The sequence below is a fragment of the Streptomyces sp. NPDC058872 genome (genome assembly GCF_042743065.1).
GTDB lineage: Bacteria > Actinomycetota > Actinomycetes > Streptomycetales > Streptomycetaceae > Streptomyces.
This window is the reverse complement of the sequence record NZ_JBHYMK010000015.1, coordinates 86,535-107,190: the sequence shown is the minus strand read 5'-3', so window position 1 is coordinate 107,190 and position 20,656 is coordinate 86,535. Positions and strand designations below refer to the sequence as shown.

Genomic DNA, 20,656 nt, shown 5'->3' with positions numbered 1-20,656 from the left:
ACGAGGGTGCTGCGGAGGCTGCTCACGCACGGCATTCGGTGGAACCCGCCGAACGGGTTGGTCCGTCGGCCGGGCAGCTGGGGATCCGCCGTCCGGCTCTCCTCAGGTGCGCATAGCGGGCGCCGGGGAGGAGGAGGCGCCCCCGGCTTCCGGAGCGGGGAGGGCAGCGGGGGCGTGGGGCGCCCGGTCGCCCGCCAATCGAGAGGGCCACCAGACCCGGGGCCCGAGGTCGGTCATGAGGGCGGGCACCAGGAAGAGCCGGACGAGCAGGGTGTCGATCAGAACGCCCACGGAGACGATCAGTCCGATCTGTACGAGGTAGAGCAGGGGCATCACGCCGAGCGCGGCGAAGGTGGCCGCCAGGACGAGCCCTGCCGCACTGATGACCCCGCCCGTGCTCGTCAGCCCCGCCAGCACTCCGGCCGCCGTGCCCTTCGTCACCGCCTCGCCGCGCACTCGGTGGACGAGGAAGATGTTGTAGTCCACGCCGAGCGCGACGAGGAAGACGAAGGAGAAGAGGACGACTGCGGGTTCGGTCGCCGAACTCCCCCAGAACAGCCGGAGGGCGAGGGCCGCTGCCCCGAGGGCGGCGAGGAGACCGGCCCCCGCCGCCACGACCAGCAACACGGGCAGCAGCAGGCAGCGCAGCAGGATGACGAGGACGACCAGGACCACCAGGAGGACCAGGGGCATGATCAGTCGGTGGTCCCGGGCGGCGGCCGTGTGGATGTCGGCGAGTTGCGCCGCCTGGCCACCGACCAGTGCCCCCGTCCCCGTCAGCGAGGCGCGCAGCCGCTCCACGGTCCGCCGCGCCCGATCGCTGTCCGGCGGATCCGTGAGCGTCGCGAGGATCAGTGTCGTGCGCTCCGACTCCCGGCCGACGACGACGGCCGCGATGCCGGGGGTCGCGGAGGCGGTGCCGGCCGCCCTGGTCGACTCGGCTCGTGGTGCCACGATGGCCAGGGGACTCGCAGTGCCGGCGGGAAAGTGCCGTGCGAGGACGGCCTGCCCCGTCACCGAAGCGGACCCGGCCGGCAGGGCCCGGTGCAGCGGGACGCCGTCCTGCTGCAGGAGCGGCGCACAGGCCGCTCCCGCGGCAAGCAGGGAGAGGCAGACCAGCCAGGTCCGGCGAGGACGGCACCGGATCGCACGGGCCGGCCCCTTCCACGGACCGGCTCCCCCTCCGGGTGCCCTCGTGTGCAGCACCCGCCGTCCGCACAGCACGAGTGCTGCCGGCAGGAACGTCAAGGAGGTCACAGCGCTGCAGGCCATGGCGAGGGCGACCGCGGGCCCCAGAGACCGGTCCGCCGGAAGCGTGGCCAGCACCAGCGTCATCATCGCGCAGGCGACGGTCGCGGCACTGGCGATCACGGGTGGCGCGGTGGCACGACGGGCCACGGCGATCGCGGTCCGGCTCTCCTCCCCCCGATGGGCCTCCTCGCGGCAGCGCGCCACCAGCAGCAGGCCGTAGTCGGTGCTGGCACCGATGACCAGGACGAACACGATGCCCTGAGCCTGACCATCGACCGCCAGGAGTCCTGACCTGGCCAACCCGTACAACAGTGCGGAGGCCGTGGACAAGGAAAGGAGGGCACCGGCAATCACCAGCAGCGGCACCAGTGCACTGCGGTAGACCCACAGCAGGATGACCACCACTCCGCCGAGGGCGACGGCCAGCAGCATCCCGTCGGTACGTGCGAAGGAGTCCTCCAGGTCGACTTGCGCGGCGGCAGGGCCTGCCAGGTGGACCACGGTGCCCGGCACTCCGGCTGCCGCCTCGCGGACACTGGTGAGTTGTTCGGCGAGACGGTCCGGACCCGCCTCGACGACGGCCGCGACGGCTTCTCCGTCCCGAGAGGGGAACGGCGCCGCAGCGGGGCCGGCGAGCCGGTCCACGACCTGGCGTGCGGACCGCTCCTGGAGCGGCGTGATCCGACCGCCGTCCGCACGGGTCCACAACACGGCGAGCGGTAGGGGCTCCGGTCCCCCCGCTGGGTTCAGCGCTTCCGCCACCCTGGCGGACTGGGTGCCGGGGAGAGCGGGGGCCTGCTGTCCCTCGGCACCCGCCGCGTCGCCGAGGCGGGCGGCGAAGGGACCGCTCAGTACGGCGAGGACCAACCACAGCAGAAGGGTGGCCGGGACTCCCGGCCGTTTCGCCCACCTCACGTCATCCGCCTTTCCCTGAACGCCGCCCGCGGTGACGGGTCATGCCGCGCCGCTGCGGGCGGCGCGGCCTCGGCTCGCGCGGAGGGTTCGGAACCCGGGGCGGCGCGGGATGGGCGGGGGCCGGATTCGTCAGCCGTACGGCCCTCGGAATCGGATGAGGTGACGAGCAATCCGGCACACGGTTCGGCACGAATCATTGCTGAGACTCCGCAAACCGGAGGAATCACCCGAAGAAGTCCGCAGAGGAGTGGGAGGAGGTGAGTCCGATGACCGCATCCCTGCACGCCCGGCGCCTGATCGCCGGAGCTGCGTCGGCAGGTCTTCTGGCAGGCGCGTCCGTGCTGGGCGTCTCTGCCACGGCGAGCGCGGCGCCGACGGCGTCCGCGGTGGCCTCCACGGTCACCGGCGACCGGGACCACCGGGACCACCGGCATCACCAGGACAAGCATCACCAGCGGTGCACCTGGGTCAAGGCCCACGGGGAGAAGAAGTGGGTCAAGGGCCACTGGGAGAAGAAGTGGCACCGCGGCACCTGGCACCACGGGCACCGGGACCACGACGGCCGGTGGCACAACGGCTGGTGGGGCAAGGGCTCGTGGAAGCAGCACTGGGTGCCCGGTCACTACGTGACCCACTGGGTTCCGAGCCATTGGGACTGCCACGCGAAGTGGTAGCGCCGGTGGGCCGATCAGGGGTTGCGGAGCGAAGGCACCGCAACCCTTGTCGTTCTCCGTTCACCGCGGCCGGACCGCCGGTCGACCGCACGGCCTCCCGGAGGCCCCCTCATGGACTGCTCCACCGCACCTCGCGTGGGACCGACAACGGTCCACCTTCGTCTTCCATCAGGCGCACAGGCTCCGCGACGGGCCCGTCGCACCACGGAGCGCATGCTCGCCGATCCGATCGCATCCTGCCCCCGCAGCGTCGCCGACGACATCCTGCTGGTCGTCTCCGAACTGGTCACCAATGCCGTCGTGCACGCCGAAGGACCGTACGCCCTGACACTGAGCCTGGAGGACGGGCGGGTCGGCGTCGTCGTCAGCGACGCCTCCAGCGCATTGCCCCGTGCGGGTTCCGGGCGGAAGGGAACCGAGCAGGGCGGACGCGGCCTGAAGATCGTCCGGGCCCTGGGGGCGGAAGTCTTCGTCAGCCCCTCGGACCACGGCAAGCAGGTCGTCGCCGTTCTGTCCTGGTAGGCGCGCCCGCGGGGGAAGCGCTGGGGGTGGCCGTGCCTACGACCACCCCCAGCCGACCCGTCCCGTCCGCGGTGACTCGTGCGGGGGCACCGCTCAGAACCCTCGCCCGCGGACGGTCGGGTCACCGGTCCGCGCCACCCCGTCTCGTCGGCGCCGGACCGGGGTCGAGCGGACCGTCAGGCGTTGACGCAGGTGTTTCCGAACGTCGGGTTGAGCAGCCCGACGATGCTGACGGTGTTGCCGCAGGCGTTGACCGGCACGTGGACCGGCGCCTGGATCAGATTGCCCGAGAGCACACCGGGCGAGTGGGCGGCCACTCCGCCGGCGCCCGCGTCGGCCACGGCCATCGAAGCACCGCCGGCCACCACCGCCCCGGCCGCAACCACCACTGCGAGACCACGTCGTACGTGCATCATCGGAACTACCTCCCATGGGGAACGACTGCACCGCGCGGACGACCCGCGCGGCCCTCGGGGATCCGCAGGACGCCTCGGCCCCCTCACCGGTTCCTTCGCCACGGCGCGTCCGCCGGCTGGGTCGAGGTGCCGGGTCCCACCCGATCGGGGCAATGAGCGGTCGCGGGGCTGACGGTGGAGGTCCGTCCGCACCCCGCCCGCCGCGAAGAGCACCACCACGGCTTCGAGGGGGCGGGATTCCTTTTCCGCGACGCCCCTCCTCCCGTCCGGCTCCCGAATCACACGTCGTTCCCGGAAATCGGAAATGCAGTGAAGTCCCCGTGACCCCATGGGCACCAGACGTACACACGGGTCTTGCGCCGCACCACGAGACCCGATTCCCGTCCCTCTTCTCCGGAGCGGCGGCAGGGCACACGAGTGACCCCGGAACGGTCGCTTCCCTCTTGAACCCTCAACCAACAAGGTTGAACACAAAGCGAGTTGTGGATCATGCGACACAGCTGCACCGCACGGGAGCGTCAAGGGCGCATGGTTGGTCAATGACTCGTGGATCTTGTCTCAAAGCTTGCGCACAAATTACACACATCCTCTCTCCAATACCGCTCCGCATGGTCTAGATTGACGGTGCTTCAGCCGTTCGGGCACGAGGCGACCATTAATGATCTTTAGGTACGGCGCCACGGGAAACAGCACGTCTCATTCCGGCGTCGGGCGTGGGGTGATCAATTCTTGGTGCCCGAACAAGAGCCTCGGGCGCGGGGAGCACCCAAGGCCCTTGCGGTTCCGCTCCTCGCAAGTGACCTGGCAGGACTCGTGAGTCCCTGCCGTGGTCACGGGTCGTTCGCGCGGTACCGGTCACGGCTGGACACCGTACGGGGGCAGACGCCCCCTGAGGAAAGGAGCGGTGCGGGAGGCAGGCGCCTCCCGGGGGGAAGCAACAGTGCGCGGCGAATGCGTCGAACCACTGGGGACCTGGGGGGTTCTGTGCGGCAAGGGGGACTTGTCAGCCCGTTTCCGTCAACGCGTGAGCATCAGACGGGCGGGACAATCAGCCAACCCACGATCGACTGGGAACAGCGGTACCGCCGTACCGTGATCATCAGCGATACCGTGGCCACCGCCTTCGTGGTGGCGACGATCGGCAACTTCTTCGGGGCGCGGGACGCGGCCAACTGGCACGAGAAGTGGGGAATCCTCGCTTTCGGCACCGAACTCCTGGTGCTGGCGGCGCTCGCGGTGACCCGGTCATGGGCCCCGGCCGTACTCGGCCAGGGCGCCGAGGAGTTCCGTCGACTCGGGCGCTCCCTCTTCACCGCCACCGTCGTACTGGCCCTCGGAGGAATCGCCCTCACCTCGCGCAACATCAAGCTCTGGATCTTCGTCGCGGTCCCCGCGATCGCGCTCGTCACCATGACCGCGCGGTACGTGCTGCGCCTCTGGCTGCACAAGCAGCGGAAGGAAGGCAGGTGCCTGCGGTCGGTGCTCGCCGCCGGCAGCACCGCGACCGTGCACGACCTGATCACCCGGACGCGTAAGTTCCCCCACCTCGGTTGGCGGGTGGACGGGGTGTGCACCACGGAAGAGATCGGGCTCGACGGTGACCAGGTCGACGGGGTGCCGATCATCGGCCGGCTCTCCGACGTCGCCCAGCACGTCCGCCGTGACGGCTACCGCGTCGTTGCGATCACACCGGACCCGCACTGGTCACCGGACCGGCTGCAGCGGCTGGCGTGGAACCTCGAAGGCAGCGACGCCGAGATGGTCGTGGCCCCCGTGCTGATGGAGGTGGCCGGCCCGCGCCTGCATATCGACGCGGTGCTCGGAATCCCCCTGCTGCGGGTCAGCATGCCGACCTTCACCGGAGGACGCAGGGCGATCAAGGAGGTCGTCGACCGGATCGGCGCGGCGATCCTGCTGGTGCTGTTCGCGCCGCTCATGGTGTTCGTCGCGCTGCTGGTGCTGATGGACAGTCGGGGCGGGGCGTTCTACCGCCAGTGCAGGGTCGGCAAGGACGGTCGCGAGTTCACCATCCTCAAGTTCCGCACCATGGTCGCCGATGCGGACCGGGTCCGTGCCGAACTGGAGGACCGCAACGAGGGCGCCGGCCTGCTGTTCAAGCTCCGCAAGGATCCGCGGGTGACCCGGGTCGGAGGAGTGCTGCGCCGGTACTCGATAGACGAGCTGCCGCAGCTCTTCAACGTGCTCACCGGATCGATGTCGCTGGTGGGGCCGCGTCCTCCCTTACCGGAGGAGTCCGCCGCGTACGGCCCGGACATCCGGCGACGGCTGCTGGTCAAGCCCGGACTCACCGGTCTGTGGCAGATCAGCGGACGCAGCGACCTCTCCTGGGAGGAAGCGGTCCGGCTGGACCTGCGGTACGTGGAGGACTGGTCCCTCGCCCTGGACACAGTGATCTTGTGGAAGACGCTCCGTGCGGTGCTCTACGGACAGGGGGCCTACTGATGTACGGGGACCGTAGACCGGCAGGTGCTCGGAACGCAGGCCGAAAGGGCCTGCCTGGGGGGAGGAACGAGTCGTGAGGGTCAGCGTTTTCGGACTGGGCTACGTGGGCTGCGTGTCGGCCGCGTGCCTGGCCAGCATGGGACACGAAGTCATCGGCGTGGACGTGAACCGGGTGAAGGTCGACCTGGTCAACGGCGGCCAGGCACCGGTGGTGGAGGAGCGCATCGGCGAGCTCATCGCCGAAGTCGTGGGGACCGGGGCCTTACGTGCCACGACCGACGTCCGCGCGGCGATCGCGGAGAGCGAGGTGTCGCTGGTCTGCGTGGGTACCCCGTCGGAAGCCAACGGCAGCCTGTGCACCACGTACTTGGAGCGGGTCACCGAAGAGATCGGTGCCGCACTGGCCGAGCGGGGCGGGCGGCACACCGTCGTCTTCCGCAGCACCATGCTCCCCGGCACCTGTCTGAACCTGCTGGTGCCGATCCTGGAGAAGTACGTCGGCGGCACCGCCGGAGTGGACGTGGGAGTCGCGGTCAACCCGGAGTTCCTTCGGGAGGGCACGAGCGTGCGGGACTTCTTCGACCCGCCCAAGACGGTCATCGGCGAGCTCGACCGGGCGAGCGGCGATGCGGTGGCCGCGCTGTACGACGGCCTGCCCGGCGAGGTGTTCCGAGTGCCGGTGCCCACGGCCGAGGCCATCAAGTACGCGGACAACGCGTTCCACGGTCTCAAGATCGGTTTCGCCAACGAGCTGGGTGCGGTGTGCCAGGCGCTCGGAGTGGACTCGCACCAGGTGATGGACGTGTTCCTGGCCGACCGCAAGCTGAACATCAGCCCCGCCTATCTGCGGCCCGGCTTCGCCTTCGGCGGCTCCTGCCTGCCCAAGGACCTGCGCAGTCTGGTGCACGCGGCACAGCGGGCCGACGTCTCGGTGCCCATCCTCTCCCATGTGCTGCCCTCCAACGCCGACCACCTGCAACGCGCGGTGGAGCTGGTCGAGCGCACCGGGAAGCGTCGGGTGGGACTCTTCGGGCTGTCCTTCAAACCCGGGACCGACGACCTCCGGGAGAGCCCGCTCGTCGAACTGGCCGAAAGGCTCTTCGGCAAGGGCTACGACCTGCGGATCCACGACGCCAACGTCAGCCTCTCCCGGCTGCTCGGAGCGAACCGCGAGTACATCGAGACGCGGCTGCCGCACCTCGCGCAACTGCTCGCGGACTCCGTCGACGACGTGCTCGCACACTCCGAGGTGTGCTTGGTCGGAACCGCGGATCCGGCCGTGCTGGCGGCCCTGCCCCATGGCGACGGTCCAGTGATCATCGACCTCATCCGCCTTCCCGACGCCGAGAAGCGTCGGACCGAACCGGGATACATCGGCCTTGCTTGGTGACACGACCAGGAGCGACCGGCCCGGCCGGCGCGCACTGATCCTGGTGGAAAACCTGTCGGTGCCCTTCGACCGACGAGTGTGGCAGGAGTGCACGACCCTGCGTGACGCAGGCTGGGAGGTCCATGTCATCTGTCCTCGGGGAACCAAGCGGGACACCGAACCGGAGGCGGAGATCGACGGGGTGCGGATCCACCGCTACCCGTTGCGCGCCGCCACCGGCGGGCCCGCGGGCTACCTGCAGGAGTACGGATCGGCCCTGTGGCACACCTTTCGGCTGGCCCGGAAGGTGGGTCCGGTCGACGTGGTCCACGCCTGCAACCCGCCCGACCTCCTGTTCCTGCCGGCGCTGTGGCTCAAGCGGCACGGAGCACGGTTCGTCTTCGACCAGCACGACCTGGTGCCCGAGCTGTACCTTTCCCGGTTCGACCGCGGCAAGGACCTGCTCTACCGCGCCGTGTGCGCACTGGAACGGCTGACCTACCGGGCCTCGGACGTCGTGCTCGCCACGAACGAGAGCTACCGGGACGTCGCGGTGCGCCGGGGCGGTCGGCGGCCGGACGACGTCTTCGTGGTGCGCAGCGCACCCGATACCGCGCGCTTCCGCCCCGTACCGCCCGAGCCCGAACTGAAGCACGGCAAGCCCCATCTGCTGTGCTACCTCGGCGTGATGGGCCCTCAGGACGGTGTCGACTACGCCTTGCGGGCGCTCGCGAAACTGCGCGACGCATGCGGACGGACCGACTGGCACGCGGTGTTCGTCGGCGCCGGCGACACCTTCGACGCGATGGTGGAGCTGTCCCGGCAGCTCGGGCTGTCGGACCAGGTGCAGTTCACCGGGCGCGTTCCGGACGCCGACCTGGTGCGCTACCTGTCCACGGCCGACGTGTGCCTCTCCCCCGACCCGCACAATCCGCTCAACGACGTGTCGACCATGAACAAGGTCCTGGAATACATGGTGATGGGCCGTCCGATCGTCTCCTTCGACCTCCGGGAAGCACGCGTCTCCGCCGGCGACGCCGCCGTCTACGCACCGGCCAACGACGAGTCCGCCTTCGCCGAGCTCATCGCCCGGTTGCTGGACGACCCGGAGAGGCGCGCCCAGATGGGCAAGATCGGCCAGGAGCGGATCAACGGGCCGCTCTCCTGGAAGAACTCCCAGCAATCCCTGCTCAACGCCTATGCCGCCGCCTGCCGCGGCCACTCCCCCGTATCGGCGGGCTCGCCGGTACGGGCGGGGAAGAGGCCGCGCCGTTGAGCGATGACACGATACGCCTGGTCACGATCGGGCGGATTATCCGCCGGCGTTGGCGGCTCCTGACCCTCTTCACCGTGATGGGCGCGCTCGTCGGCTACGGCGCCTCGTCGCTGTTCCCGCCGCGTTACACGACGTCGGCGTCGGTGCTGTTGCCGGGAACGTGGGAGGAGCGCGAGCTGCTGACCCAGGCGGAGATCGCGACCAGTTCGGTGGTGATCGACCGCTCGGCCGCCGCCCTCCGGTGGGGCGGGGTCGACGGGAACGAACTGCGGGAACAGGTGACGGCCAAAGCCACCGACGGGAACATCATCAAGATCTCGGGCACGGCCGACACCCCGGAGCACGCGCAGCAACTCTCCGACCAAGTGGCCCGGCAGTTCGTCGTCTTCGCCGCACAGCTCGTGGGCACCAGCGCCGACCCCAAGGCCACGGCACAACCCGAGGCGCTGCGACAGCTGGTGACGCAGACCAGTCGCAGGATCAGCGAGCTGGCCGATGCGACCGACCCGGGACGGACCGTGGAGAGCGTGCAGACGCGGACCGAACTGGCGAAGCTGCGCACCGCGCTGCAGGAGGCCGTCAGCAAGCTGGACCAGGTCGATCCCGGTGCCCACAAGGCCGACATGGTCGTCATGGGACCGGCGGTTCGGCCGACCGACGAGACGCCGCCGACGAGGACACAGCTCATCGTTGCCGGAGCGCTGCTGTTCTTCCTGGTCGCGGCCATCGGCCACCTCACCGCCGCGCGGATGAGTCGCCGGCTGCGCACCGAACCGGAGATCGTCGCGGCCTTGGGAGCGGGGATGCTGGGCAGCGTCCAGGTGCCCACCGAACGACTCGCGCACCGCCCGAAGGAGCACGGCCCGCGGGCCTGGGGTCGCCGCCTGCTGGGCCTCGACGTCCGGTGGGACACGCCCACCCCGCAGCGGTCCGGGGACGAAGCCGACCGGCAGGTCCGCTACCGGAGGGTGTGCGCCCGCCTCCGGGACCAGCTCCTCTCCCCCGGAGGGCTTCTGGTCGTCGTTCCGGAAGGCGACGAGATCGCGCGGCAGGCGGCCGGGCGGCTCTCCGCCGAGGCCGGCGACGTCCCTTCCCCGCGCTCTCCCGACGGGGAACGCCCCGCGCTCCGGGTGGTCGAGGTCTCGGTGTCCCAACCGATGGTGCCGGACCGCAACGACGAGGCGGGCGTCCTGATCGTGCTCAGTGCGGGCAGTTGGACCGCCGCGGAGCTCTCCGGCATCGCCGGGGCGTGCGCGGACGCCGCGCACGAGGTCGTCGGCGTCGTCCTCGCCGGCACGGTCTGGGCCCGCCCAGGACGGTCCGGCGGTTCTTCCCGGGCCGACGCCGTGCCGGCTCTGGCGGCCGGCTCGGACGCGACGGGAGGCACGGGGTGACGACGAGGACGACCGCCGAACCGTCGGCCGCCGCTCCCCTGTTGGACCTGCAGGCGCTGATCGTGGCGGTGCGCAGGCGACGGCGCCTCTGGTGCTCGGTGGCGCTGCTGGGGCTGCTCCTCGGCGCGGCCTCGGCGATCCTGCTGCCGCCACCGCCGACCGCGGTGACCAAGGTGCTGGTCGCCCACGAGCAGGACCAACCGAACGATCCGGGAACCTTGATCCGCACCGACGTCGCACTCCTGCAGACCACGCGGATCGCCAGCAGCGCCCTGAAGTACCTCAAGTCGAACGAGAAGCCCGCTGACTTCATGGAGGAGTACGAAGGCCTCGGTTTGACCAACAACCTGTTGCAGATCACCGTGACGGGCGACAGCGACGCGGAGGCGGTGACCCGCGCCGAGGCCTTGGCCCGGGCCTTCATGGCGGACCATGTGAGACGGATCCGGGAAGCCACGAACGCAGAGGCCAAGAGCCTGCTCGAAGAGCGCGACCGGATGCAGGACGAGCTGGACCGGATCAACGAGGAGATCGGGGACGGAACGCCGAAGGACGGACCGAAGGCATCGGCCGACTTGGAGTCGCTCTTCGCCCGTCGGGCCGAACTCACCTCGCGGATCACCGACTTCAGCAAGCGCGCCGCGGAGGCGCAGATCGGTACGCCCCACCTCATCGCCGGTACGCAGATCGTGGACGCACCGCGCGCGGTGCGGCACTCGCTGCCCAAGGCAGCCGCCACCAACGCGGCGATCGGCTCCGTCCTCGGCCTCGTCCTCGGCCTCGCGGTGGCGGCGGTCAGCACGGTGGTGGCGGACCGCCCCGTGCTGCGCCGGGAGATCGCAGCGGCCCTCGGTGCCTCGGTCGTCGCGGAGCTGCCCGGCCGGTCGACGGCGCCCTGGCGACGCCGGCACGCCCGGACGGCACGGGAACAGCTCACCGCCTCCCTGGCCCGTACCTTCCGCAGCTCCGCAGAGCCCATGTCGCTGCTGGAGCTGGGGTGTGCGCGCAGTGCGGGCGCCATCGCCCTGGACCTCGCGCGGGCGGTGGAACCGGACGGGTCCGTGGCCGTCATCGACTCCCTGCCCGGCACGGAACTCTCCCGGCGGGGTGCGAAGCCGGGCGACCCCCTCGTGGTCGGTGCCGAGCGTGCTGCGACCGTGTCGCGACAGGAACGCCGGCTCGGCGTCGGATCGGTGGCGCCCGGCACCGCGTGGACCGACCTCCATCACCTCGGCACGCGGACCGTGCTGGTGGTGCGCGCCGGGCACGGCAGCGCCGCGTGGCTGCACACCGTGGCACGGCAGCTCGCGGATCAGCGGATCGCGGTGATCGGTGTGGTGCTGATCGACCCCGATCCACGGGACCGGACCGACGGCACCCTGTGGGACGGGCTGCTCACCGCGCTGCGGGGACAGAACGATCGGACGGCCCGACCGTACGGGGCGGGCCGGCGGCTGACGGAACGGCTGCCGATGTGGGCGGGACGCGTCCCGGACAGCGACCAGGAGGTGCGGTAGGACATGTGTGGCATCGCAGGCACGTACCGGTGGCCGGACGGAAAGGCGGTGACCGACCGGCTCACCGACACCCTCGCCCACCGCGGTCCGGACGGGGCGGGTCGGTACAGCCACCCGGTCGGTGACGGCGAGGTGCACCTCGGACACCGCCGACTGGCCATCATGGACCTGTCCGAGACGGGTGCCCAACCGATGGTCTCGGACGGCCTCGTCCTGACGTACAACGGCGAGCTGTACAACGCGCCCGAGCTGCGGGCCGAGCTGGTGGCGGCCGGGGTGCGCTTTCGCGGGACCTCCGACACCGAAGTGGTCCTGGAGGCCTGGCGGCGCTGGGGCACGGAGTGTCTGCCCCGGTTGCGCGGCATGTTCGCGTTCGGCGTCTTCGACGAGCGGACCGGTGACCTGGTGCTCGTCCGCGACCAGCTCGGCGTCAAGCCGCTGTTCCTGGTCCGGCGCGACGGGGGGCTGGTGTTCGCCTCCGAGCTGAAGGCGCTCGCCGCCGTGACCGGCGGCTCGTTGGAGGTGGACCACGCGGCGCTGGTGGCCTCCCTGTTGTACTACTGGGTTCCCGACTCGCGGTGCGCCTTCCGCGAGGCGGAGAAGCTGCCGCCGGGCAGCTGGCTGCGGTGCCGCCCCGACGGCCGGGTGGAGCGCGGTCGGTTCTGGCACCTGAAGGAGGTCGCCGCCGAGGGGAGGGAACGGGCCCTGGCCGGCGAACAACCGGACATCGCCGCCGTCGTCGAGGAGTCGACCCGGTGCCACCTGCTCTCCGACGTGCCCGTGGCGACCTTCCTCTCCGGCGGTCTGGACTCCAGCTATCTGACCGCGCTGGCGGCCCGCGACCGTCCGGGCATCTCGGCCTACACCATCGGCTTCCGCGCCGAGGACGCCCGTTTCGAGGCGATGCCGGACGACCTCCGCTACGCCCGGCGGGTGGCCGAGCGGTTCGGCGTGGACCTGCACGAGATCGAAATCGCTCCGAACGTGCTCGACCTGCTGCCGCAGATGACGTACCACCTGGACGAGCCGATCGGCGATCCCGCCGCCATCAACACGTTCCTGATCTGCTCGGCCGCCCGGGAAGCGGGGGTCAAGGTGCTGCTTTCGGGCATGGGGGCCGACGAGCTGTTCGCCGGCTACCGCAAGCACCTGGCCAACCTGATCGCGCTGCGCTACCAGCGCGTCCCCCGGCCGCTGCGCCGCGGCCTGTCCGCGACGGTGGACCGGTTGCCGGTGGCCTCGGCCCGCCGGGGATACCGTTCGGTGCGCTTCGCGAAGCGGTTCCTGTCCTTCGCCGACCTTCCGGAGGAGACCGCGTTCCGGCGCAGCTACACCATGTACGACCAGGAGGAACTGCTCTCCCTGGTCGATCCGGATCTGGCCGGGACCGTCGAGGACGTGCTGACCGAGCACGCGGACGTCTATCAGGACAACGACCTCGACGACTTCGTCAACCGCATGTGCCTGGGCGACGCGCGCATGTTCCTGCCGGGCCTGAACCTCGCCTACACGGACCGGTCGAGCATGGCCGCGTCGACCGAGGTGCGGGTGCCGTACGTGGACGTCGAGGTGGTCAAGGCGGCGTTCGCGGTGCCGGGTGACCGCAAGATCGTCGGACGGCAGGGGAAGGCCGTCCTGAAGGAGGCGGCCTGCTCGGTCCTGCCCAAGGAGATCGTGTACCGGCCCAAGGGGTTGTTCAGCGCGCCGCTGCGCGCCTGGATGAGCCGGGACCTCGCCCCGCTGGTGCGCGAGGTGGTGCACGACGGCCTGCTCGTCCGCTCCGGACTCCTGCGTCGCGACGCGCTGGCGCGCATGGTCGCCGAGGACGCGGCCGGACAGCGGGACTTCTCCAAGCACCTGTGGCATGTGCTGACCCTCGAGTACTGGTACCGCGGCGCGACCTCCGGGTCCGACCAGAGCGCGCGCCTGACGGCGTAGAAGACGCCTGAGAAGCAAGGGGACTTCGGGTGAAACAGGTTGTACAGAACTACAAGAGCGGCGAGCTGGCAGTGCTCGACGTGCCGGTGCCGGGGTGCAAGCCGGGCGGCGTGCTGGTGCGCACCGCCTACTCGCTGATATCCACCGGCACCGAGCTCATGAAGGTGTCCGAGGCCGGCATGTCGATGCTGGGCAAGGCCCGCTCGCGACCGGACCAGGTGGCCAAGGTCATGCAGAGCGTGGCCACCAACGGGATGTCGGCCACCTACCGCAAGGTGATCAACCAGCTGGACTCCTACACGCCGCTGGGCTACTCGCTGTGCGGGGTGGTCGAGCAGGTGGGTCCCGGGATCGACGACGTGGCGGTCGGTGACCTCGTGGCCTGCGCCGGCAACGAGCACGCCCTGCACGCCGAGTTGAACTGGGTGCCGAAGAACCTCTACACCCGGGTCCCGGACGGTCTCGCACCGCAGCACGCGGCCTTCGGCACCGTGGGGTCGATCGCCCTGCAGGGGGTTCGCCGCGGTGAGCCCCAACTCGGCGAGGTGGCACTGGTCATCGGTCTCGGGCTGATCGGGCAGTTGGTGGTGCAGCTGCTGGTCGCCTCGGGGGTCCGCGTCATCGGGGTCGACCCCGATCCGGCGCGCTGCGAGCTCGCCGAGCGCCTGGGGGCCGCGGCCTGCGGCGATCCCGCCTCCACGGCCGTGGAGAACTCCGTGGCGGAAATCACCGGTGGCCTCGGCGTGGACCAGGTCTACCTGGCCGCCGGTGGCGGCAGCAACCAGCCCGTCGAGCTGGCCGCCCGGCTGAGCCGTGACCGCGGCCGGGTCGTCGACATCGGCAAGTGCCGCCTCGACCTGCCCTGGAACGCGTACTACGAGAAGGAGCTCGACGTCCGGTTCTCCCGCAGCTACGGGCCCGGGCGTTACGACCCGGAGTACGAGCTGGAGGGGCGTGACTACCCCGTCGGTTACGTGCGGTGGACCGAGCGGCGCAACCTGGCCTGCTTCCTCGACCTCCTCGCCCGCGGCAACGTCGACGTGGAGCCCCTGGTCTCGCACGTCGCCGACTTCGGGGACGCCGTCAAGACGTACCAGCGGCTGAAGGACGGCGAGCTGAAGGCCGTGGCGGTGCTGTTCCGGTACCCCGAGGCCGTGGAGGAAGGGGAAGCGGAGGCACCCGCGGTGGCGGTGCCCGCGGTGCGCCGCGGCACGTCGGCGCCCGCCCCGGCCCGGTCCGGGAGGACTCCGGTGCGGCTGGCGTTCGTCGGCGCGGGGAACTACGCCACGTCGATGCTGTTGCCGCACCTGGCGCAGCGCGACGGCGTCGAACTGTCGACGGTCGTCACCACCACGGCGCTGTCCGCGACCAACGCCCAGCGGAAGTTCGGCTTCGACCGGGCGACCACCGACCTGGACGCCGTGCTCGGCGACCCGTCCGTCGACGCGGTGTTCGTGGTCACCCGGCACAGCTCGCACGCGGAGCTGACCCGGAAGGCGCTGCTGGCCGGCAAGACGGTGTTCGTGGAGAAGCCCTTGGCGCTCACCGAGGAGGAGCTCGCCGGCGTGCTCGCGGCGGTGGAGGAGTCCGGCAACGACCGGCTGCAGGTCGGCTTCAACCGCCGTTTCGCACCGCTGCTGCAGGAGGCCCGGAAGCAGTTCGGCGCCCGTACCGGTCCGGCGAGCCTCCGCTACCTGGTCAATGCGGGCCGGTTGCAGCACGGCAGCTGGTACCTCCAGCAGAACACCGAGGGAACGCGGTTCGCCGGTGAGGGCGGGCACTTCATCGACACGGCGAGTTGGCTGCTCGGTGCCGACCCGGCATCGGTGTACGCGGTCGCGACGCCCGGCAACGAGGACCTCCAGGTCGTGCTGGACTACCCGGACGGGTCCACCGCCACCCTCAGCTACGTCACCTCCGGCCCGTCGGGGTTCCCCAAGGAGACGCTCGACCTGGTCGCCGACGGCCGCGCGCTGCGGCTCGACGACTTCGTCCGCGCCTCGGTGTACGGACGCAAGCGGTGGGTCAGCTCACGGCTGCCCAAGGCCCGGGACAAGGGCCAGTCCGCCGAGCTGGCCGCGTTCGTCAAGGCCGTGCGGACCGGCGGGCCGATGCCGGTGCCGCTGGAGTCGCTGGTCGCCACCACGGCGGCCACCCTCGCCGTACGGACCAGCCTGGTGGGCGGCGCGCCGGTGACCCTGGCGAGGGGCCGATGACCATGGGCGCGGGCTGGTACCTGCGGCGGCTCTCCCGGATGGGGCCGCAGGAGGTGGCCGGCAGGGTGGGCGACGCGGTGCGCAGGCGGCGGTGGCGGTCGGCGCAACCGGTCTGTCCGCGCGTGACCGGTGCGGCGTTCACCGCGGTGCTGCCCGCGGGGGCGGTCGACGGGGTGCCGTCGGACGCCGCGAAGCGCCTCGTCGCCGAGGCGGACCGGTTGATGGCGGGGCGCGTCGAGTACTTCGGGGTGGAGCGCGAGGACCTGGTCGATCCGGACTGGTGCCACGACCCGAAGACCGGGCGTCGGGCGCCGTGGGGCTACGCCTTCGACGTGCCGTACCGGGACGAGGAGGCGATCGGGGACGTCAAGCAGATCTGGGAGCTGTCCCGGCACCAGTACCTGACCGTGCTCGCCGGCGCCTATGCGGTCACCGGGAACGAGCGGTACGCCGAGCGGGTGGCCGAGCACCTGCGGTCGTGGTGGGCGGCGAACGCGCCGATGCGCGGGGTGCACTGGACCAGTGGCATCGAGTTGGGGATCCGGCTGCTGTCCTGGGTGTGGGTCCGTCGGCTGCTCGACGGCTGGTCGGGGGCTGCCGGGCTGTTCGAGGACAACCCGGTGGCGCTGGAGCAGATCTGGCACCACCAGCGTTGGCTGGCCGCCTTTCCCAGTCGTGGGTCCTCGGCGAACAACCACGTGATCGCCGAGGCGGCCGGGCAGTTCGCGGCGGCCTGTGCGTTCGGCTGGTTTCCCGATTCGGCGCGCTGGCGCGCGGATGCCCTGCGGCTGTTGGACCGGCACCTGCGGAGCAACACCTTCGGCTCCGGTCTCAACCGCGAGTTGGCCACCGAGTACCACGGACTGGTGCTGGAGCTCGGGCTGGCCGCGGTGGCGGAGGCGGACGCCGCCGGCGTACCGGTCCCCGCCACGGTCCGGCTGGTGCTGCTGCGGATGACCGATGCGCTCGCCGCCGTCGTGGACGGCAGGCTCCGGCCGCCGCGCCAGGGGGACTCGGACGACGGGCACGGTCTGGTCCTGGACGGCACGGGCACCGACCGCTGGGGTTCCCTGCTGGCCACCGGGGAGGCCGTGTTCGGGCGGCTGGCCTGGTGGCCGGAGGTGACCGGCACCGATGTGCGGACGCCGCTGCTGGCCTCGCTCGTCCGGCCCGTCACGACGGGCCGGGCCCGTCCGGCGAGCCGACCGGCGCACTTCCCCGACGCGGGCCTGACCATCCTGCGCGGTCCGGGCGAGATCTGGTGCCGCTGTGACGGCGGTCCGCACGGGTTCCTGTCCATCGCCGCCCACGCCCACGCGGACGCACTGTCCCTGGAGGTCCGGCACGACGGGGTCGACGTGCTCGCCGACCCGGGGACGTACTGCTACCACGGACAGCCCGAGTGGCGGCAGTACTTCCGGTCGACCCTCGGACACAACACCCTGCAACTGGACGGCGCGGACCAGTCCGTCTCCGGCGGTCCGTTCCTGTGGCTCCGGCAGGCCCGCAGCCGGGTCCTGCTCGCGGACGCGTCCGAGGAGAAGGGGGGCCGCTGGTGGGCCGAGCACGACGGCTACCAGCGCTCCGTCCACCTCCGCCGGGTGGAGCTGGCGGCCGCGGACCGTGAGCTCCGGGTGGTCGACGAGGTGCGCGGCCCGCGTCGACCCGTGCGCCTGGCGTTCCACCTCGGCCCGACCGTCACCGCGGAGCTGTCGGGGCACCGTGCGGTGCTCAGCTGGGTCCGGGACGGCGAGGACCGCTCCGCGGTGCTCGACCTGCCCGGGCAGCTGGAGTGGCGGGCGCACCGCGGCGAGAGCCGTCCGCCGCTGGGGTGGTACTCCCCCGGTTTCGGGCGCAAGGAGCCGGCCACGACGCTGGTCGGCACCGGCTTCGTCGACGACGAGCAGGAGTTCACCACCGTGCTCGGGTTCAACGGCTAGGGGGGCACGTGGGGATCGAGTGGCGGTACCGGGCACGGTCGGCGGCTCCGCTGGCGCTGACCGTGCTGGTGGCGACCGGCTGCGTGGGCGCGCCGGACGCCCGGCCCGGGCCGACCGCCGCGCCGTCCGCGTCCGTGGCCCGGGTGTGCGCCGAGCCCGTGGCGGGGCCCGCCGAACCGCCGGCGGGCGCGGTGAGGATCGATCCCGCGGTGCCCGGCGACCTGGCCGCGAAGACCATGAGCAGTCCTCCGCACACGACCTTCTGGCTCGGGCCGGGCACGCACCGGCTCGAACCGGACCGTTACGCCCAGGTGATCCCCAAGGAGGGGAACGACTACCTCGGCGCGCCGGGTGCGGTGCTCGACGGCGGGAGGGCCAGCCAGTACGCGTTCGGTGGCACCGCCCGCGACGTCACCGTCCGCCACCTGACCGTGCAGGGGTTCGCCGCCCCGCACAACGAGGGCGTGGTCAACCACGACTCGGCCGACGGGTGGGTGATCGAGCACACGACGGTCCAGAACAACTCCGGCGCCGGGCTGATGGCCGGTGCCCGCCAGGTGGTCCGCGCCAACTGCCTCCGGAACAACGGCCAGTACGGCATGAACGCGTACCAGGCCGCCGGTGGCATCGGCGGTCTGGTGGTCGAGGGAAACGAGATCGTGGGCAACAACACGGACGACTGGGAGCGACGGCAACCGGAGTGCGGCTGCAGCGGAGGCGTCAAGTTCTGGGCCGTCAACGGGGCCGACGTCCGCGGCAACTGGGTGCACGACAACCGCGGAGCCGGCTTGTGGGCGGACACCAACAACAACGACTTCCGCATCGAGGACAACCTGCTGGAGGACAACGACGGTGCCGCGCTGATCTACGAGACCAGCTACAACGCGGTCGTCCGACGGAACACGATCCGCCGCAACAACCTCGTCGAAGGCCGCCGTTACGCCGAAGCGGGCGATGACTTCCCGTTCGCGACCGTCTACGTGTCCGAGTCCGGTGGCGAGCCGCGGATCCCGGCCCGTACGGACAGGATCGAGATCTATCGCAACGTGCTGGAGGACAACTGGTCCGGGATCACCCTGTGGGAGAACGCCGACCGGTTCTGCAACAGCCCGGCCAACACCTCGTCCGGCGAGTGCACCCTGCTGGTGAAGGACGTCGACCGCTGCGTCCAGCCGGCGATCGCCCGTGCACCGCTCTATGCGGACTGCCGTTGGAAGACCCAGCGGGTGGACATCCACGACAACCGCTTCGTGCTGGACAAGTCCGCCGTCGGCTGCACGGAGAAGTGCGACCGGATGGGGGTGCTGGCCAACTACGGCACCTATCCGGACTGGTCTCCCTACCAGGGCCATCGGGTGGCCGAGGCCATCACCGGGGCCCAGGGGAACCGCTGGCGGAACAACGTCTACCGCGGGACCTGGAAGTTCGTCGTCCACGACCCCAGTCGGGTGCTCGACGCCGAAGAGTGGCGGGGTGCTCCGTACCGGCAGGACGCGGGCAGCACCTTCCCGACGCGGGACGGTGGTTGAGGTGTCCGTGGACCGCACGCCGAAGGTCGTCGGCGTCGTGTGGGGGCTGTTGATCCTCAACACCCTCGGCTCCGCCGGCGCGGAGACCATCCTCCCGCTGCCCCGCTCCCTCATCCAGATGGTCACCATGGGCTCGCTGGTCGCCGCGTTCGCGCTGGCGCTCGTGGTCAACCCCCGGTTGCACTTCCGTCCCAGCTCCTACGTCTTCCTGCTCACCCTGCTGCTGGTGCTGAGCGTGGTCTCCAGCGCCAGCCTGGGATCGGGGTTCGGCGCGCTGTTCCGCTGTGCCCGGCTGGCCCTCTTCGTCGCCACCCTGTGGCTGCTCACCCGCTGGTGGGACGGCGGCCCCACGTTCGTCCGGCACCACATCCGGACGTACTTCGCGGTCCTCGGCTCGGTCGCCGTCGGTGCGGTCCTCTCGCCGGGTGCCGCCATGCCCGAGCTCTACGGGGGCCGGCTGGTCGGCGCGCTGTGGCCGCTCACCCCGCCGCAGATCGGCCAGTACGCCGCGGTGATCATCGGACTCTCGGTGCTGTTGGTGCTGGGCCACCGGACCAACAAGGGCAGCGCGGCCGTGGTGATCGTGCCGGCCCTCGTCCTGCTCGCGCTGACCCACACCCGCACCGCCACGCTCGGTCTGCTCATCGGGCTCGCCCTGGCGATCAGTTCGCTGATCCTCACCAGCGCCGCCGCCCGCCGGATCTTCGCCTGGGCGGTCCTGTGCGCCGCCGTGGCCGCGGTCGGGTTCGGCTCTGCGCTGCAGGCGTGGTTCCTGCGCGGGCAGAGCCGGGAGAACTTCGCCAGCCTGACCGGTCGGGCCAAGGTCTGGGACGCCCTGTTGTCGGCTCCCCGGACCACCTCGGAGGAGCTCTTCGGCATGGGGCTGGGCGACAAGTCGTTCGGCGGGCTGCCGATCGACAACAGTTGGCTGGCCGTCTACCACGAACAGGGCGTGCTGGGCATCGTCCTGGTGGCAACGGTGATCATCGTGCTGGGCGGCGTCGCACTGCTGCGGCCACCGTCGCTGTCGAGGGCCTGCGCGATCTTCCTGATCAGCTACTGCGCGATCGCGTCGTACACCGAGGCCGGGCTGGGCGACGCCTCGCCGTACCTGCTGCACCTGGCCGTGGCCGCCTCACTGCTGGCGGTACCCGCCACGGCCACGGTCCCCGCAACGCCCGAAGCCCCGCGGCCGAGCGTTCCGCGATGGGCCCGGAGATCGGAGGTGACCTGACC

14 protein-coding genes are annotated in these 20,656 nt (G+C 71.1%); 12 read left to right on the top strand and 2 right to left on the bottom strand.

Going from position 1 to position 20,656, the window contains the following annotated elements:
• Positions 1 to 102: 102 nt before the first annotated feature.
• On the bottom strand, positions 103 to 2,166 hold the full coding sequence (locus tag ACFW22_RS12420) for an MMPL family transporter (protein ID WP_386402088.1): 2,064 nt from the start codon (positions 2,164 to 2,166) through the stop codon (positions 103 to 105).
• Between the two features lie 266 nt (positions 2,167 to 2,432).
• On the opposite strand from ACFW22_RS12420, the gene ACFW22_RS12415 reads away from it, so the two are divergent.
• Both ACFW22_RS12415 and ACFW22_RS12410 read left to right on the top strand, forming a co-directional pair.
• Positions 2,433 to 2,840: a hypothetical protein gene (locus tag ACFW22_RS12415; protein ID WP_386402085.1), complete on the top strand. Its 408-nt coding sequence runs from the start codon at positions 2,433 to 2,435 to the stop codon at positions 2,838 to 2,840.
• A gap of 111 nt (positions 2,841 to 2,951) precedes the next feature.
• A complete protein-coding gene (locus ACFW22_RS12410; RefSeq protein WP_386402082.1) occupies positions 2,952 to 3,362 on the top strand; it encodes an ATP-binding protein in 411 nt (136 codons plus the stop codon).
• Positions 3,363 to 3,538: 176 nt separating this feature from the next.
• Here the strand turns inward: ACFW22_RS12410 and ACFW22_RS12405 are convergent, their stop codons facing one another.
• A complete protein-coding gene (locus ACFW22_RS12405; RefSeq protein WP_386402079.1) occupies positions 3,539 to 3,778 on the bottom strand; it encodes a chaplin in 240 nt (79 codons plus the stop codon).
• A 984-nt stretch (positions 3,779 to 4,762) separates the two neighbouring features.
• On the opposite strand from ACFW22_RS12405, the gene ACFW22_RS12400 reads away from it, so the two are divergent.
• The 10 genes from ACFW22_RS12400 (at position 4,763) to ACFW22_RS12355 (ending at position 20,654) form a co-directional block, all read left to right on the top strand.
• A complete protein-coding gene (locus tag ACFW22_RS12400; protein ID WP_386402076.1) occupies positions 4,763 to 6,241 on the top strand; it encodes a sugar transferase in 1,479 nt (492 codons plus the stop codon).
• 73 nt (positions 6,242 to 6,314) lie between these two features.
• Complete coding sequence (locus ACFW22_RS12395) at positions 6,315 to 7,631, top strand: nucleotide sugar dehydrogenase (RefSeq protein WP_386402073.1); 1,317 nt, start codon at positions 6,315 to 6,317, stop codon at positions 7,629 to 7,631.
• The gene (locus tag ACFW22_RS12390; protein ID WP_386402070.1) at positions 7,621 to 8,886 is read left to right on the top strand and encodes a glycosyltransferase family 4 protein; all 1,266 of its coding nucleotides are present in this window, start codon (positions 7,621 to 7,623) and stop codon (positions 8,884 to 8,886) included. The genes ACFW22_RS12395 and ACFW22_RS12390 overlap by 11 nt, the downstream gene beginning before the upstream one ends.
• Positions 8,883 to 10,280, top strand: a complete 1,398-nt coding sequence (locus tag ACFW22_RS12385) for a Wzz/FepE/Etk N-terminal domain-containing protein (RefSeq protein ID WP_386402067.1) — start codon at positions 8,883 to 8,885, stop codon at positions 10,278 to 10,280. The genes ACFW22_RS12390 and ACFW22_RS12385 overlap by 4 nt, the downstream gene beginning before the upstream one ends.
• Entirely contained in the window at positions 10,277 to 11,797 is a 1,521-nt protein-coding gene (locus ACFW22_RS12380; RefSeq protein WP_386402064.1) for a Wzz/FepE/Etk N-terminal domain-containing protein, read from the top strand. Before ACFW22_RS12385 ends, ACFW22_RS12380 begins: the two co-directional genes overlap by 4 nt.
• A 3-nt stretch (positions 11,798 to 11,800) precedes the next feature.
• Positions 11,801 to 13,735 carry an asparagine synthase (glutamine-hydrolyzing) gene (gene asnB, locus ACFW22_RS12375; RefSeq protein WP_386402061.1) on the top strand — a complete coding sequence of 645 codons (1,935 nt, stop codon included), beginning with the start codon at positions 11,801 to 11,803 and terminating at the stop codon, positions 13,733 to 13,735.
• A gap of 29 nt (positions 13,736 to 13,764) precedes the next feature.
• Positions 13,765 to 15,951 carry a bi-domain-containing oxidoreductase gene (locus ACFW22_RS12370; protein WP_386402058.1) on the top strand — a complete coding sequence of 729 codons (2,187 nt, stop codon included), beginning with the start codon at positions 13,765 to 13,767 and terminating at the stop codon, positions 15,949 to 15,951.
• Positions 15,948 to 17,891 carry an alginate lyase family protein gene (locus ACFW22_RS12365; RefSeq protein ID WP_386402055.1) on the top strand — a complete coding sequence of 648 codons (1,944 nt, stop codon included), beginning with the start codon at positions 15,948 to 15,950 and terminating at the stop codon, positions 17,889 to 17,891. Before ACFW22_RS12370 ends, ACFW22_RS12365 begins: the two co-directional genes overlap by 4 nt.
• A gap of 8 nt (positions 17,892 to 17,899) precedes the next feature.
• A complete protein-coding gene (locus ACFW22_RS12360; RefSeq protein ID WP_386402052.1) occupies positions 17,900 to 19,420 on the top strand; it encodes a right-handed parallel beta-helix repeat-containing protein in 1,521 nt (506 codons plus the stop codon).
• Positions 19,413 to 20,654 carry an O-antigen ligase domain-containing protein gene (locus tag ACFW22_RS12355; protein WP_386402049.1) on the top strand — a complete coding sequence of 414 codons (1,242 nt, stop codon included), beginning with the start codon at positions 19,413 to 19,415 and terminating at the stop codon, positions 20,652 to 20,654. The genes ACFW22_RS12360 and ACFW22_RS12355 overlap by 8 nt, the downstream gene beginning before the upstream one ends.
• Positions 20,655 to 20,656 lie beyond the last annotated feature (2 nt).

What these genes read in the sequence shown, in the direction of transcription:
- ACFW22_RS12410 (WP_386402082.1), top strand. Translation starts at nt 2,952, where the DNA reads ATGGACTGCTCCACCGCACCTCGCGTGGGACCGACAACGGTCCACCTT.
- ACFW22_RS12415 (WP_386402085.1), top strand. Translation starts at nt 2,433, where the DNA reads ATGACCGCATCCCTGCACGCCCGGCGCCTGATCGCCGGAGCTGCGTCG.
- ACFW22_RS12365 (WP_386402055.1), top strand. Translation starts at nt 15,948, where the DNA reads ATGACCATGGGCGCGGGCTGGTACCTGCGGCGGCTCTCCCGGATGGGG.
- asnB (WP_386402061.1), top strand. Translation starts at nt 11,801, where the DNA reads ATGTGTGGCATCGCAGGCACGTACCGGTGGCCGGACGGAAAGGCGGTG.
- ACFW22_RS12405 (WP_386402079.1), bottom strand. Translation starts at nt 3,778, where the DNA reads ATGATGCACGTACGACGTGGTCTCGCAGTGGTGGTTGCGGCCGGGGCG.